The sequence below is a fragment of the Delftia acidovorans SPH-1 genome (assembly GCF_000018665.1).
Lineage (GTDB): Bacteria > Pseudomonadota > Gammaproteobacteria > Burkholderiales > Burkholderiaceae_C > Comamonas > Comamonas acidovorans.
The window spans coordinates 5,223,934-5,240,022 of the sequence record NC_010002.1; the positions used below are offsets into that span (position 1 = coordinate 5,223,934).

2 protein-coding genes (1 of these 2 only partly in view) are annotated in these 16,089 nt (G+C 70.8%); both read right to left on the minus strand.

Features of this window, described 5'->3' with window-relative positions:
• A protein-coding gene (locus DACI_RS23950; protein ID WP_012206552.1) for a non-ribosomal peptide synthase/polyketide synthase crosses the window boundary here: on the minus strand, positions 1-6,141 show its beginning. It extends 12,390 nt beyond the left edge of the window; only the first 6,141 of its 18,531 coding nucleotides appear in the window; it begins with the start codon at positions 6,139-6,141; its stop codon lies off the left edge, out of view.
• Positions 6,141-16,088: a non-ribosomal peptide synthetase gene (locus DACI_RS23955; protein WP_192812298.1), complete on the minus strand. Its 9,948-nt coding sequence runs from the start codon at positions 16,086-16,088 to the stop codon at positions 6,141-6,143. The genes DACI_RS23950 and DACI_RS23955 overlap by 1 nt, the downstream gene beginning before the upstream one ends.
• Position 16,089 lies beyond the last annotated feature (1 nt).

Here is a 16,089-nt window from a genome sequence, read left to right on the forward strand (position 1 = left end):
GCCCTTGCGGGCCACGACCACGGACTCCCGCACCTGGGGCTGGGCCAGCAGCCGGGCCTCGATCTCGCCCAGCTCGATGCGAAAGCCCCGGATCTTCACCTGGTGGTCCAGGCGCCCCAGGTACTCCAGCTGGCCTTCATCGTTCCAGCGCACCAGGTCGCCCGTGCGGTACAGGCGGCCGCCGCCCTGGTCGAACGGGTCGGCGACGAAGCGCTCGGCGCTCAGGCCGGGCCGGCCCAGGTAGCCCTGCGCCAGCGCCTGCCCGCCCAGATAGAGTTCGCCAGCCACGCCTGCGGGGACCAGTCCCAGATCCTGGCCCAGCACCAGGGCCTTGGTCGCGCTGACGGGGCGGCCGATGGGGACCGGGCTGCGGCCGTCGTCGCGGCAGGTCCAGTGCGTCACGTGGATGGCGGCCTCGGTCGGGCCGTAGAGGTTTTGCAGGCTGACGCCGTGCAGGCGGCGCAGGGCCTCGCGCTGTGTCTCTGCCGGCATGGCCTCGCCGCCGCAGATCACATAGCGCAGGCGGGTCTCCTCCTCGATGCCTTCATGGGCCAGAAACGCCTGCAGCATGGCCGGCACGAAGTTCAGCGTGGTGATCTGGTGGCGGCGGATCAGCGCGACGATGCGCTCGGGATCGCGGTGGTCGCCGGGCCGGGCCACCACCAGGCGCACGCCCGCCGTCAGCGGCCAGAAGATTTCCCAGGCCGAGACATCGAAGCCGAAGGCCGCCTTGTGCAGCACCGCGTCGGCCCGCGTGAGCCGGTAGTGGTCCTGCATCCAGGCCATGCAATTGGACAGCGCGGCATGCCGGTTGGCCGCCCCCTTGGGCCGGCCGGTGGAGCCCGATGTGTAGATCACATAGGCCAGATGGTCGCCATGGACCGCCACGCCGGGATTGTGGTCAGGCCCCGCGTCCAGGTCCAGATCGTCGAGCTCGACCACGTTCAGCGCCTGCGCGAACGGCAGGCGCTCGCGCGCCTTGCGCTCGGTCAGCAGCAGGGCAATGCCGCTGTCCTGGGCAATGTAGGCCAGGCGATCCACCGGGTACTCCATGTCCAGCGGCACGTAGGCGCCACCGGCCTTGAGCACCGCCAGCAGTCCCGCCACCATGTCCACCGAGCGCTCCAGCGCAACGCCCACGCGCACGTCCGGCCCCACGCCCAGGGCCATCAGCCGGTGGGCCAGCCGGTTGGCACGGGCGTTGAGCCGGGCCGAGGTCAGCGCCTCGTCGCCATGGACCAGGCAGACGGCATCGGGCTGCTCCCGCACGCGGGCCTCGAATTCCCGGTGCACGGGCAGGGCCTCGGGATGGGACTTGCCATTGAGGCTCCAATGCAGCAGCCTGTCCCGTTCATGCGCGGGCAGCACCGCAATCGCGGTCACGGGCTGGCCGGGGTCGCGCGCCAGGGCATCGGCCAGGCCGTCCAGCGCCTCGTGCATGTAGCCGCACATGCTGTGGGCATTCACCGCATCGATCACATGCGCAATCAACGTGAAGCCCTCGCCCGTGTCGTTGACCGACAGGCCGAACGGGAAGTTGGTGCGCTCGTGGCTTTGCAGTATCTGCACGCCGGTCCAGGCATCGCCAGCGTCCGCGTCCTGCAGCGCCGTGTGCCGGTAGTTGAGCAGGGCCGTGAACAGCGGAGCCCCGCCGGCCAGGCCGCTGCAGGCCTGAGCCATCGACAGGCTGGCATGCTCGTGATGCAGCAGGTCCGTCAGCGCGGCCTGGGTCTGGCGCAGGGCCTGGGCCACGCCACGGCCGGCCAGGCGAACGCGCAGCGGCAGCGTGTTGATGAACATGCCCAGCGCGCGGGCCGCACCCTGCTGCGCCTGCATACGGCCAAACAGCACGGTGCCGAACACCACGTCGTCCCTGCCGCTGGTCCTGGCCAGCACCAGGGCCCAGGCCAGGTGGAACAGCGCGGCGGCGCTGACGCCGTGGCGCCGGGACTGCTGCCGCAACCGGGCTGCAAGGCCGCCATCAAGCACCTGCCGCACCTCGTTCGTGCGCGCTCCGTCGCCCTGGACATCCAGCAGCCCGAATGGCGCCGTGGGCTCCTGCACATCGCCCAGCATGGCGCGAAAGAACGCCTCATGCCCGTCCGTGCCCTCGCCCGAGCGCGCCTGGGCCACGAACTGGCGGAACGGCAGCGGCCGGGGCAGCGCACTGGAGCGGCCCTGCTGGATCAGCGCGATCTCACCGATCACCTGCTTGAGCGTGGTGTTGTCGTCCACCATGTGGTGGGCCAGGATCTGCAGCAGCCAGCGCTTGCCCGGCGCGTCGTGCGCGGCCACCAGGTGGATCAGCGGCGCCTTGCGCAGGTCGATGCGGTAGCCCTGGGCGCAGGCGGCCAGCCGGGCCAGCGCGTCCTGCGATGGTGCCGCTGTTCCGCCCTCCTCCAGCCAGGACAGCGGCAGGCGGGCCTGCCGGCAGACGACCTGCACGGGCGTCGCCAGGCCCTCCCAGAACACGGCCGTGCGCAGGATGTCATGCCGCGCGACCACCTGGTCGAAGCTCTCGGCAAACCGCTGCAGCCGCTCGCGCGAGTCGAAGCTCAGCGTGTGCGAGGTGACATAGGCATCGCCCTCGGACTGCAGCAGGTGGTGGAACAAAATTCCCTCCTGCAACGGCGCCAGCGGGTAGATGTCCTGGATGTTGGCTGCGCCACCGGGCACCGCAGCGGCAATGCGTGCAATCTCCTCCTCATCCAGCGCCACCAGGGTCAGCATGTCCGGCGTGATCGCCGTGCAGCCTTCGGGGATGCCGTTGGGCGGCACATCGATCTCGCCGGCCACCTGCTCACCCTGCTCACCCTGCTGCTCCTGCTGTTCCTCCAGTACCGCCTGCGCAAACTCCGCCAGCCTCGGGTGCTGGAACAGCGTGCGCACCTGCACGCGCAGGCCCTGGGCGTGCACGCGCTCCAGCAGGCCCAGGGCGAGCAGCGAATGCCCGCCCAGCTCGAAGAAGCCGTCCTGCCGGCCCACGCGATCCACGCCCAGCACCTCGGCCCAGATCTTCGCCAGCGCTTCTTCCAACTCGCCCTGCGGTGCCTCGTATTGCTGGGCGCTGACCATCTCCGGCTCGGGCAGCGCCTTGCGGTCCACCTTGCCGTTGGCCGTCAAAGGCAGGGCGTCAAGCACGACGATGGCCGAGGGCACCATGTAGTCGGGCAGTACCTCGCCCAGTCGTCCCTTGAGCAGACCCTCTGCGATTTCTGCATTCAGCGACACATAGGCGATCAGTCTGGCACCGCCCGCCCCCTCCTTGGCCAGCACCACCGCCTCACGCACTTCAGGCTGGGCCAGCAGCTGCGACTGCACCTCGCCCAGTTCGATGCGGAAGCCCCGGATCTTGACCTGCTGGTCGGCACGGCCCAGGTATTCGAGTTCGCCCTGTGCACTCCAGCGCACCAGATCGCCCGTGCGGTACAGGCGCTCGCCCGTCTCGCTGAACGGGTTGGCAATGAAGCGCTCTGCCGTCAGCCCTTGCCTGTTGAGATAGCCGCGTGCCAGTCCTTCGCCCGCCACGTACAGCTCCCCGGCCACACCCTGCGGCAGCAGGTTCAGGCTGCCGTCCAGCACATACAGGCCCAGGTCCGGAATCGCCACGCCCACGGGGCTGCGTCCGCCCTCCAGATCCTTCCGGGTGATCTGCCGGTACGTCACATGCACCGTGGTCTCGGTGATGCCGTACATGTTGACGAGTTGGGGACTCTCGTCACCGAAGCGGTCGAACCAGGGCCGCAGGCTCTCGGGCTCCAGCGCCTCGCCGCCGAAGATCACCTGGCGCAGCACCAGGCCAGCGCCGCCCTCCTCGTTCCCATCTTCCTGCTCCACGGCATGGACCAGCTGTCCAAAGGCCGAAGGTGTTTGATTGAGAACCGTTACGCGCTCGGCACGCAGCAAAGCCAGGAAGTCCTGGGGCGAGCGGCTGACCCAGTACGGCACCATCACCAGCCGGCCGCCCGTGCACAGCGCACCAAAGATCTCCCAGACCGAGAAGTCGAAGGCGTAGGAATGGAACAGGGTCCAGACATCGTCAGGCCCGAAGCCGAACCAGGCATCGGTGGCATCCAGCAGGCGTGCCACGTTGCGGTGGCTCAGTTGCGCGCCCTTGGGGCGGCCCGTGGAGCCCGAGGTGTAGATCACATAGGCCAGGCTGTCGGCCGAGACTTCAACCTGCGGATCGGTATCGGGTTCGCCCGACATGTCCAGCGTGTCGATCTCCAGCACCTGCAGCGCAGCAGCGCCGGGAATGCGCTCGCGCACCGCAGCCTGCGTCAGCACCAGGGCAATGCCACTGTCCTCGACCATGTGCGCCAGACGATCGGCAGGGTAGTCCGGGTCCAGCGGCACATAGGCGCCACCGGCCTTGAGGATGGCCAGCAGGCCGGCCACCATCTCCACCGAGCGCTGCATGGCAATGCCCACGCGCGTCTCCGGGCGCACGCCCAGGGCGATCAAGCGGCGGGCCAGGCGGTTGGCCTGGGCGTCGAGTTCGGCGTAGGTCAGTCGTGCGGACTCGCAGGTCAACGCCACCGCATCCGGCCGTTGCTGCGCGCTCGCCGCAAAGCGCTGGTGCAGGCAGGCGGGCTGCGCATGGTTGAGGGCAGGTCCATTGCGTGTACTGCGGCGCGCACTGCGGTCCAGAAGCTGCGCCTGCTCATCGCCGGGCAGCAGCTGCACCTGGTCCAGCGCGCACTGCGGCGCATGCGCCAGCGCCTGCAGCAGCAGCGACAGATGCGCGCCCATGCGCTGCACCGTGGCCGGCTCGAAGCGCTCGCGCGCATAGGCAAAGCCCAGTTGCAGGCTGCCGTCGGCGCGGCGGCTGGCGTGCAGGGTCAGCTCGAACTGGGCGGCCAGGCCGTCCAGCTCCAGCTTCTGGATCTCCAGGCCCGCCAGGCCGGCCGCCTCTTCGTGCTGGTAGTTCAGCATCACCTGGAACAGCGAGCTGCCCTCCAGGCTGCGGCGCGGCTGCAGTGCCTCGACCAGTTGCTCGTAGGGCAGGTCCTGGTGGGCCAGTCCCAGGCGGACCCGCTCGGCCAGCTGAGCCAGCAGCTCGTGCAGGCGCATGCGGGGATCGAGCCGGCCACGCATCACCAGCGTGTTGACGAAGAAGCCGACCAGCGGCTCGGTCTCGGGCTGGTTGCGGTTGGCCACGGGCACGCCCACGCGGATATCGGTCTCGGCGGTATAGCGGTGCAGCAGGGCCTGGAACCCGGCCAGCAGCGCCACGAAGAGGGAGGTGCCCTGCTCGCGGGCGCGCTGCTCCAGTCCGGCCACCAGGCTGGCGGGCAGCTCCAGCCGGTGCCAGGCGGCATGCCAGCGGGTCTCGGCGCCCGGCGCGCGGGCATGGTCGGCGGGCAGCTCCAGATGCAGGTCCTGACCCCCGGCCAGTTCGGGCAGCCAGTAGTCCAGCAGGCGCTGCCTTTCCCCGGCCTCCAGCCAGTCGCGCTGCCAGGCGGCGTAGTCGCTGTAGGCAATGGGCAGCGGCGGCAGGCGGGTCGGGCGCTGCTGCACCAGTGCCGCGTACAGGCCGGCGAACTCCTCCAGCAGGATCTGCATGGAGCGGCCGTCGGAGATGATGTGGTGCATCACCACCACCAGCAGGTGCTGGCGGCTGTCCAGGCGGACGGCGGCCACGCGCAGCAGCGGGCCGCGCGTCAGGTCAAAGGGCGTGAGGCACAGGCGCGAGGCTTCGGCCAGGGCCCGTTCGCGCCGCTGTGCGGCAGGCAGGGAGCTGAGGTCGATCAGCGGCAACTCCAGGGCCAGCTGCGGCACGATGCGCTGCCGCGCCAGGCCGTCGGGGCTTTCCTCGAACACCGTGCGCAGTCCGCCGTGGCGCTCCAGCAGCACGCCGAACGCCTGCCGCAAGGCCGCCAGATCCAGCTCGCCATGCATCCACGAGGCCTGGGCGATGTGGTAGGCCGAGCTTTGCGGGTCCAGCTTCCACAGGAACCACTGGCGCAACTGCGCATGGGACAGGGCTTCGGTCTGGTCGGACGAGGGTGCGCGGACCGGGATGGGGAAGTGCGAGAGATCCAGTCCCTCGGCCCGGATCTTTTGCAATGCCAGCGTGCGCTGGGCAGGGGTCAGGCTTGCAAAGCGCTCGGCGATTTGGCGCAGGCGGCCACGGTCCATCAGATATCTCCCAGAGTTTCGAGAAAGGAATCCAGCGCATCGAGCGCCTGCGCATCCGCGCCTGTCGTGCCTGTTTCACCCGCAGCACCCGCAGCATCCGCGCCGCCATGGGCCGGCAGGCGCACCAGGCCCGCCATGTCCTGCAGCACCGGGGTGCGGAAAATGTCCTGGGCGGTCAGCCCCGCAGCGCCTGCCCCCTGCAGCCGCGCCAGCAGTTGCACCACCTTGAGCGAGTGCCCGCCGCGCTCGAAGAAGCTGTCGCGGCGGTCCACGCGGCCACCGCCCAGCAGCTCGGACCAGAGCCCGGCCAGCATTTCCTCGGCCTGCCCCGAGGGCGCCTCGTAGGACTGGCCGGCCGGCGCCTGCGCCGCAGGCAGCGCGGCACGGTCCACCTTGCCGCTGTTGTTCAGCGGCAGCGTGTCCAGCACCACGATGGCGGACGGCAGCATGTAGTCGGGCAGGCCGCTGGCCAGTCTTGCGCGCAGTGCCGCAGCGTCCAGGGGCGGGCCTGCATGCAGCGGTGCATGCAGCGACGCATGTAGCGATGCATGTAGAGATACGTGCGCCACAAGGCGCGTATCACTGCCGGACCCCGCTGCCGTGACCACGGCCTCGCGCACCTCGGGCTGGGCCAGCAGTGCGGCCTCCACCTCGCCCAGCTCGATGCGGTGGCCGCGGATCTTGACCTGGTGGTCCAGCCGGCCCAGGTATTCGAGCGCGCCATCGGCATTGCGGCGCACCAGGTCGCCCGTGCGGTACAGGCGTTCGCCAGCCGCGCCCGGTCCCGCGAAAGGATCGGCCACAAAACGCTCTGCGCTCAGGCCCGGCCGCTGCCAGTAGCCGCGCGCCAGGCCCTGGCCGCCAATGAACAGCTCCCCGGCCACGCCTTGCGGCACGCAGCGCAGTCCTTCGTCAAGCACCAGCAGCCGGGTGGCCGCGATGGCCTGGCCCAGGGTGGCGGCATCGCCCTGCACCTGCTGCAGGCTGGACCAGATCGTGGTCTCGGTCGGGCCGTAGAGGTTCCAGAGGTCCACGCCCGCCGCGCGCAGCAGGTCAATCAGGTCCGGCGCAAGCGCCTCGCCGCCGCACAGCGCCTTCAGCGGCCGTGCCGCCTTCCAGCCACCGGCCAGCAGCAGGCGCCAGCCCGAGGGCGTGGCCTGCATCACGCTGGCGCGGCTGCGCTCCAGCAGCGCCGCCAGCGCGGCCGCGTCGCGCACCTGTTCGCGCCCGGCCACCACCAACTGCGCGCCCACGGCCAGGGGCAGGAAGATCTCCAGGCCCGCAATGTCGAAGGACACGGAGGTCGTGGCCAGCACCACGTCCTGCGCCTGCAGGCCCGGCTGTGCCGCCATGGACTGCAGGAAGTTGGAGAAGGCCGCATGCCGCACCACCACGCCCTTGGGCCGCCCGGTGGAGCCCGAGGTGTAGATCACATAGGCGGCCTGGTCGCCATGCACCTCGACGCGGGGCGCGCGTTCCGAGCCTGCCTGCGGCCCTGGCTCCCTTGCCTCCAGTACCTCCAGCGCCTCCAGTTCCAGCACCTTCGGCACGCTGGCGGCGAGCACGGCCAGCCGGCCCGGCGCCAGGCCCGAGGCCAGCACCAGGCAGGCCCCGCTGTCCTGCAGCATGTACTGCATGCGCTCATCGGGCAGGGCCGGATCGACGGGCACGTAGGCGGCGCCCGCCTTGAGGATGGCCAGCAGGCCGGCCACCATGGCGGCCCCGCGCTCGGCCACCAGGCCCACGCGCTGCCCGGGCCGCAGCCCCTGGGCGATCAAGGCCTGCGCCAGGCGGCTGGCCCGCCGGTCCAGATCGCCGTAGCTGAACACCTGCCCGTCCGCGGCCAGGGCCGGGGCCTGGGGCCGCTGCCTTGCCTGCGCCTCGAACATGCGGTGCACCGGCAAGGCCTGGGGCCAGGACCGGGGGTTGCAGGCCTGCGCCAGCAGCGCCTGGCGCTCGGCCGGGGGCACCACGTCCAGCGTGCGCAGGTCGCGGCCGGGCTGCTGCTGCAGCGCCTGCACCAGCGCCTGCAGGGCCTGCTGCATGTAGGCGCAGACGCGCCCGGCCCCTACGCTGCGAACCACCTGGGCGACGAGCACAAAGCCCTGGCCGTCGTCATCCACGGCCATGCCCACGGGATAGTTGCTGCGCTCGGGGCGGCCCAGCACCTGCACGCCGGCCCGGGCCAGCTCTTGCGCAGCGCCCTCGGCCGCGCCATGCCGGTAGTTCAGCAATGCGCTGAACAGCGGCGTTCCCGCAGGCAGGCCGCTGCAGCGCTGGGCCAGCGACAGGCTGGCATGCTCGTGCTGCAGCAGCGCCGCAAGCGCCGCCGCCGTGCTGCGCAGGCCCTGGAGCACGCTGCCTTCGCCCAGCGGCAGGCGCAGCGGCAAGGTGTTGATGAACATGCCCAGCGCCTGGTTCGCACCGGCGCCGCCGTCCATGCGGCCCATCAGCACGGTGCCAAAGACCGGCTCCTGCCTGCCGCTGGTGCGGGCCAGCACCAGCGCCCAGGCCAGGTGGCAGAGCGCGGCGGGGCTGACCCCGTGCGCACGCGCCTGGCGGCGCATGCCCTGGGCCAGTGGGGCGTCCAGCCGCAGGCGGGCCTCCTCCATGCCGCGGCCATCGCCTTGCACATCCAGCAGGCCGAAGGCGGCCGTGGGCTCCTGCACATCGGCCAGCATGCGGCGGAAGAACCGCTCGTGCGCCTCGGCCGCCACGCCCTGGCGCGCCTGCGCCACAAAGCGCCGGAAGGGCACGGGCACCGGCAGCTCGGCCACGCGGCCCTGCTGAAGCCGCAGCACTTCCTGCAGCAGCAGGTCCAGCGTGATGCGGTCCATCACCAGGTGGTGACTCAGCAGCTGCAGCAGCCAGCGGCCTTGCCCGGCATCGTGCGCGGCCCGCGCCCCTATCATCGGCGCCTGCCGCACGTCCAGGCGCAGGTCGTGGCTGCGCAGTTGCTCCAGCATCTGCGGCACCAGTGCCTCATGTGCCTCATCCGCATCAGGCCATTGCAGCTGCAGCGGTGCCTGGCGCAGCACCACCTGCACCGGCTCGGACAGCCCCTCCCAGAGCACGGCCGTGCGCAGGATGTCATGGCGCGCAATCACCTGGTTGAGGCTGTGCACGAAGGATTGCAGCTGCTCGCGCGCCCCGAAGCTCAGCAGGTTGGGCGAGACGAACACATCGCCCCCGGACTGCAGCAGGTGGTGGAACAAAATTCCCTCCTGCAACGGCGCCAGCGGGTAGATGTCCTGGATGTTGGCTGCGCCACCGGGCACCGCCTGCGCAATGCGAGCAATCTCCTCCTCATCCAGCGCCACCAGGGTCAGCATGTCCGGCGTGATCGCCGTGCAGCCTTCGGGGATGCCGTTGGGCGGCACATCGATCTCGCCGGCCACCTGCTCCCCTTGGTCCCCCTGCTGCGCCTGCAACACTGCCTGCGCAAACTCCGCCAGCCTCGGGTGCTGGAACAGCGTGCGCACCTGCACGCGCAGGCCCTGGGCGCGCACGCGCTCCAGCAGGCCCAGGGCCAGCAGCGAATGCCCGCCCAGCTCGAAGAAGCCGTCCTGCCGGCCCACGCGATCCACGCCCAGCACCTCGGCCCAGATCGTCGCCAGCGTTTCCTCCAACTCGCCCTGCGGTGCCTCGTATTGCTGGGCGCTGATCATCTCCGGCTCGGGCAGCGCCTTGCGGTCCACCTTGCCGTTGGCTGTCAGCGGCAGGGCTTCGAGCACGACGATGGCCGAGGGCACCATGTAGTCGGGCAGCGCCTGGCCCAGGCGCTGCTTGAGCTGGCTTTCCTCCACCGCGTCACGCAGGGAGACATAGGCGATCAGCCTTGCACCCTCCTTGGCCAGCACCACCGCCTCACGCACTTCAGGCTGGGCCAGCAGCTGCGACTGCACCTCGCCCAGTTCGATGCGGAAGCCCCGGATCTTGACCTGCTGGTCGGCACGACCCAGGTATTCGAGTTCGCCCTGTGCACTCCAGCGCACCAGATCGCCCGTGCGGTACAGGCGATCGCCTGCCTGTGTGAAGGGATTGGCGATAAAGCGCTCGGCGCTCAGGCCAGCGCGATTCAGGTAGCCGCGTGCCAGTCCTTCGCCCGCCACGTACAGCTCCCCGGCCACGCCCTGCGGCAGCAGGTTCAGGCTGCCATCGAGCACGTACAGGCCCAGGTCCGGAATAGCCACGCCAACGGGGCTGCGGCCACCATCCAAATCCGCCTTGGTGATCTGACGGTACGTCACATGCACCGTGGTCTCGGTGATGCCGTACATGTTGATGAGTTGGGGGCTCTGGTCACCGAAGCGGTCGAACCAGGGCCGCAGGCTCTCGGGCTCCAGCGCCTCGCCGCCAAAGATCACCTGGCGTAGCGCCAGGCCAGCGCCGTTCCCATCTTCCTGCTCGACGGCATGGACCAGTTGCCCAAAGGCCGAAGGTGTTTGATTGAGAACCGTTACGCGCTCCGCACGCAGCAAAGCCAGGAAGTCCTGGGGCGAGCGGCTGACCCAGTACGGCACCACCACCAGCCGGCCGCCCGTGCACAGCGCACCAAAGATCTCCCAGACCGAGAAGTCGAAGGCATAGGAGTGGAACAGGGTCCAGACATCGTCAGGCCCGAAGCCGAACCAGGCATCGGTGGCGTCCAGCAGCCGTGCCACGTTGCGGTGGCTCAGTTGCGCGCCCTTGGGACGGCCCGTGGAGCCCGAGGTGTAGATCACATAGGCCAGGCTGTCGGCCGAGACTTCAACCTGCGGATCGGTACCGGGTTCGCCCGACAGGTCCAGCATGTCGATCTCCAGCACCTGCAGTGCAGCAGCGCCGGGAATGCGCTCGCGCACCGCCGCCTGCGTCAGCACCAGGGCAATGCCGCTGTCCTCGACCATGTGCGCCAGACGATCCGCCGGGTAATCCGGGTCCAGCGGCACATAGGCGCCACCGGCCTTGAGGATGGCCAGCAGGCCGACCACCATCTCCAGCGAGCGCTGCATGGCAATGCCCACGCGCGTCTCCGGCCGCACGCCCAGGGCGATCAGGCGGTGGGCCAGGCGGTTGGCCTGGGCGTCGAGTTCTGCGTAGCCGAGAACGTGGTGCTCGAAGGACAGCGCCTGCGCCCCGGCTCGCGCCAATACCTGGCTGGCGAAGCGGCCGTGCAGCGTCTGCGCTGCGGCCGGCCGGCAGGCAGGAAGGGCAGCGGCGCGGCCCCATGCCTGCTGCCTGTGCAGTTCGGCCGCGCCCAGCAAGGCGACCTCGTCCACCTTGCGGCTCGGATCATCGGCCAGCGCCTGCAGCATGGCCACATAGTGGCCGGCCAGCGCGCCGATGGTGGCGGCCTCGAACAATTCGCGGGCATAGGTCAGGCGCAGGTGCAGGCGGCCCTGCGCATCCTCGGTGGTGTCCACCGTCAGCTCGAACTGGGCGCCCTGGCCCTGCAGCGCATATTCCTGCAGCTCCAGCCCAGGCAGTTGCTGCAGCGCGCTGCGGTCCTGGCGCTGGTGGTTGAACAGCACCTGGAACAGCGGCTGGGTGCCGGCGTTGCGTTCGGGCTGCAGCGCCTCGACCAGTTGCTCGAAGGGCAGGTCCTGGTGGGCCTGCGCGCCCTGGGCGGCCTGCCGGGCCTGGTCCAGCAGCTGCGCCAGGCCCATGCGCCCGTCCAGCGTGGCGCGCAGAACCTGGGTGTTCACGAAAAAGCCCACCGTGCCCTGCGTTTCCACCCGGTGGCGGTTGGCAATGGGCACGCCCACGCGAATGTCTTCCTGGCCCGTGTAGCGGTGCAGCACGGCCTGCAGGCCCGCCAGCAGCAGCACGAACAGCGTTGCGTCCTGCGCCTGGGCGCGGCGGCGCAGGCTGACGACCAGTTCGGCCGGCAGCTGCAGGCCATGGCTGGCGGCCACATGGTCCGCGCCGGGCCGGCGAGGGTGGTCGGTGGGCAGTTGCAGCACGGGGTGCGTATCGCCCAGCTGGGTGCGCCAGTAGGCCAGTTGCCGCTGCCGCTCGCCGGCCTCCAGCCACTGGCGCTGCCAGGCCGCGTAGTCGGCGTACTGCAGCGGCAGGGGTGCGGCCTGCGGCACCTGTCCCTGGCACCGTGCGCGGTACTGCTGCACGAATTCATCCACGATGATCTGCATGGACCAGCCGTCGGAGACGATGTGGTGCATGGCCACGACCAGCAGATGCGCCTCGGCCGACTCGCGGATCAGGCCCACGCGCAGCAGCGGCCCGGCCTGCAGGTCGAAGGGCTGGCGGTGCACGGCGGCCGCCGCCTGTTCCAGTTGTTCCTGACGCTGCGCAGCGGGGAGTTCGGACAGATCCGTTTGCTCGACCCGCACACCGCCCTGTGCGGCGATCACCTGCACCACCTGCCCGTCCCCGCCCATGCGGAACACCGTGCGCAGCGACTCGTGGCGCGCCACCAGCGCGTCGAAGCTTTGCTGCAGCGCCAGCACATCGAGCGTGCCCAGCAGACGCAGCGCGCCGCTGATGTGATAGGCCGTACCGGCCGGCTCCAGCTGCCACAGGAACCATTGGCGCAATTGCGCAAAGGACAGCGGCAGCGGGCCACTGCGGTCGGCCCTGGGCAGGGGCGCCGTGCCTTCGGTCTGCTCGGCTCCGGCGACCGGCCCCTCCACCAGCCGTGCCACACCCGCTGGCGTCTTGCCCGTGAACAGCTGCTTGGGCGTGAGCTTGACGCCGCGCTTGCGGGCACGCGCCACCAGCTTGAGCGCGAGGATGGAGTCCCCGCCCAGCGCGAAGAAGTCGTCATGCCGGCCCGCGCGCTCCAGGCCGAAGAGGTCGGCCCAGACGGCGGCCAGCGCCTGCTCGGCCTCGCCTTGCGGCGCCTCGAAAAGATCGGCGGCCGCCTGCTCCGGCACGGGCAGGGCCTTGCGGTCGATCTTGCCGTTGGCCGTCAGGGGCATGCACTCCAGCACGGTGATGCTGGCGGGCACCATGTACTCGGGCAGCGCCTGCGCCAGCGCGGCGGCCCACCCCGGCCTGTCGGCGGGCACGCCGGCCTGGGGCACGGCATAGGCATGCAGCTGCATGCGCCCGTCCCCGCCCCCATTCCCATTCCCATTCCCGTCCGGCCGCGCCACGACTTCGGCCTGGGCCACGCCGGGCACGGCCTGCAGCGCCAGCGCCACCTCGCGCAGCTCCACGCGGTAGCCGCGCACCTTCACCTGGTCGTCCATGCGGCCCAGGAACTGCAGGCTGCCATCGGCCAGCATGGTCACGCGGTCGCCCGTGCGGTACAGGCGCTCGCCCGGCTGGAACGGGCTGGCCACGAATCGCTCTGCCGTCTGCCCGGGCCGGGCCTGGTAGCCGCGCGCCAGGCCCGGCCCGCCCAGGTACAGCTCGCCGCTGGCGCCCAGGGGCACGGGCTGGAGGTCGGCATCCAGCACCAGGGCGCGGCTATTGGCCAGCGGCCTGCCCACGGGCAGGCTTTCGCCGCCGCGCAGCGCCTCGTCCGCCTCCTGGGTGAGGATGCCCACCGTGGTTTCGGTGGGGCCGTAATGGTTGAGCACGCGGCAGCCGGGCCTGAGCGCGGCAATGCGGTCCACCAGCGGCCAGCGCGTGGCTTCGCCGCCCAGCACCAGGCGGCTGGCAGGCAGCACGTCAGCGGGCATGCCGGCATTCAGCAGCCCCTGCAGATGGCTGGGCACGATCTTGAGCACGTCCACCCGGTGCTCTGCCATGTAGCGCGCGAAGCCGTCGGGGTCGAAGGCCAGTTCGGGCGCCATCAGATGCAGCGCGCGCCCCGAGCACAGCGCGCCGAACAGCACGGTGTGCCCCAGGTCCGCCGCCACGGTCGAGACCATGGCCATGCTGCGCGCCGCATCGGGCAGGTCCAGCCGCTGCAGCACGGCCTGCACATAGTGGGCCAGCGCGCCGTGGCTGACGACCACGCCCTTGGGCTGCCCGGTCGAGCCCGAGGTGTAGATCACATAGGCGCCCTGTGCGGAATGCGGCGGCGCGGCCGGCGGCGCCTGCCCCGCAATGCACGGGTCCTGGCAGGCATTCAGGTCCAGGCTCAGCAGGGGAACGCCCGCGTCCCAGGCGGGCGCCTGCTGGCAGAGCATCAGCACCGCGCCGCTGTCGCGCAGCTGCCAGGCCAGCCGCTGCGCCGGCAGGCCGGGGTCCAGGGGCACATAGGTGCCACCGGCCTTGAGCACGGCAAGCAGGCCCAGCACAAAGGCGCAGCTGCGCTCGGCATGCAGGGCCACGCGCACATCGGCACCCACGCCGCGCGCCACCAGGGCCCGCGCCAGCTGGTCGGACTGCCGGTCCAGCTGCGCGTAGTCCAGGGCCGAGCCTGCGTCCCTGACCGCCGTGCCATCGGGATGGGCCTGCACGGCGCGCGACCACAGCTGCAGCACGCTGTCGGCGCCAAAGGCCTGCACCGGGCCTGCAGACTCCGACACGCGGCCTGGCAGCGACAGCTCGCCCAGCCTGGGCTGCCTGTCGCTGATTGCGCCGCTGACCTGCCGCGCAAAATCCTGGAATGCGGCGGCCATGTCGCGCACCACGGCCTCGTCGAACAGTTCATGGGCGTAGATCAGCACGCAGTCGATGCCGTCCTGCCGGTCGGTGAAGTCCAGGCTCAGGTCGAAATGCGCCTGGCCGCTGGAGACGGCCTGCATGGCGATCTCCAGGCCGGCGATGTGGCGCGCGGCCGAGGCATCTTCCTGCTGGGTGCACTTGACCTGGAACAGCGGGTGAACGCCCGGCTGGCGGGCCGGCTGCAGCGCCTCGACCAGCAGGTGGAACGGCAGGTCCTGGTGGGCCTGCGCGCCCAGCACCGCCTCGCGCACCTGCGCCAGCAGCGCGCCGAAGTCCTGCGCGGGATCGATGTGCGTGCGCAGCACCAGCAGGTTCAGGAAGTAGCCGATCAGCCCATGCGTCTCGGCCTTCTGGCGGTTGGCCACGGGCGTGCCCACGCGCAGCTCGCGCGTGCCGCTGAAGCGGTACAGCACCAGCTTGAGCAGGGCCAGCATCACCATGAACAGCGAGGCGCCATGCGCGCGGCCCAGGGCACGCACGCGGGTGGCCAGCGCGGCGGGCAGCGTGAACTCCAGGCGCTGCTCCTGTGCTTCCTGCGCGGCCGCCCTGGCCTGCTTCATCGGCAGGGCCAGGGCCTCGTGCTCGGTGCCCAGCCGGGCGCGCCAGTAGGCCAGCTGCCGCTCGCGCTCACCGGCATCGAACCAGCGGCGCTGCCAGACGGCATAGTCGGCGAACTGCAGGGCCATGGCCGGCAGGCGCGATGGCTGCTGCGTGCGCAGGGCCTCGTACAGGTGGAACAGCTCCTCGACCACGATGCCGTTGGACCAGCCATCGCCCGCAATGTGGTGCAGCGACAGGCCCAGCACATGCTCCTGCGCGCCCAGCCGGCACAGGACGGCGCGCAATGGCGTTTCCGTGTCCAGCGCAAAGGGCTGGCGGGCCAGCAGCAGCACCTGGCGCTGCGCCTCGGCCTGCGGATCGCCGTCCGTCCATGCGCCCAGATCGACATGGCGCAGGGGCACGGGCGCGGCGGGCTGGATGGACTGCCGGGGCTCGCCGTCCTCGCCGGCCGGATAGCAGGTGCGCAGGATCTCGTGGCGCTCGGCCAGGGCCTGCAGCGCCTGCTCCAGCGCCAGCGCATCCAGCGGCCCCTTGAGCGACAGCGATCCCACCATGTTGTAGGCGGGGCTGGCGGGCTCCAGCCGCCAGGTGAGCCAGAGGCTGCGCTGCGCGGGGGACAGGGCAATGGCCAGCGTGCGGTCGCAGCGGGTGATGGTGTGGGCCGTATTGCGGGTGTCGCCGTCCGGCAGGCCACCTGCGCCACCTGCGTCAGATGCAGCGGGTGCGCCGGATGCACCGGATGCACCCCGGAGCCTCAGGGCCAGTGCGGCACGCTGCGCATCGGACAGGCGGGACTTGCGGGAATCGAGATCGTTCAGGGACATG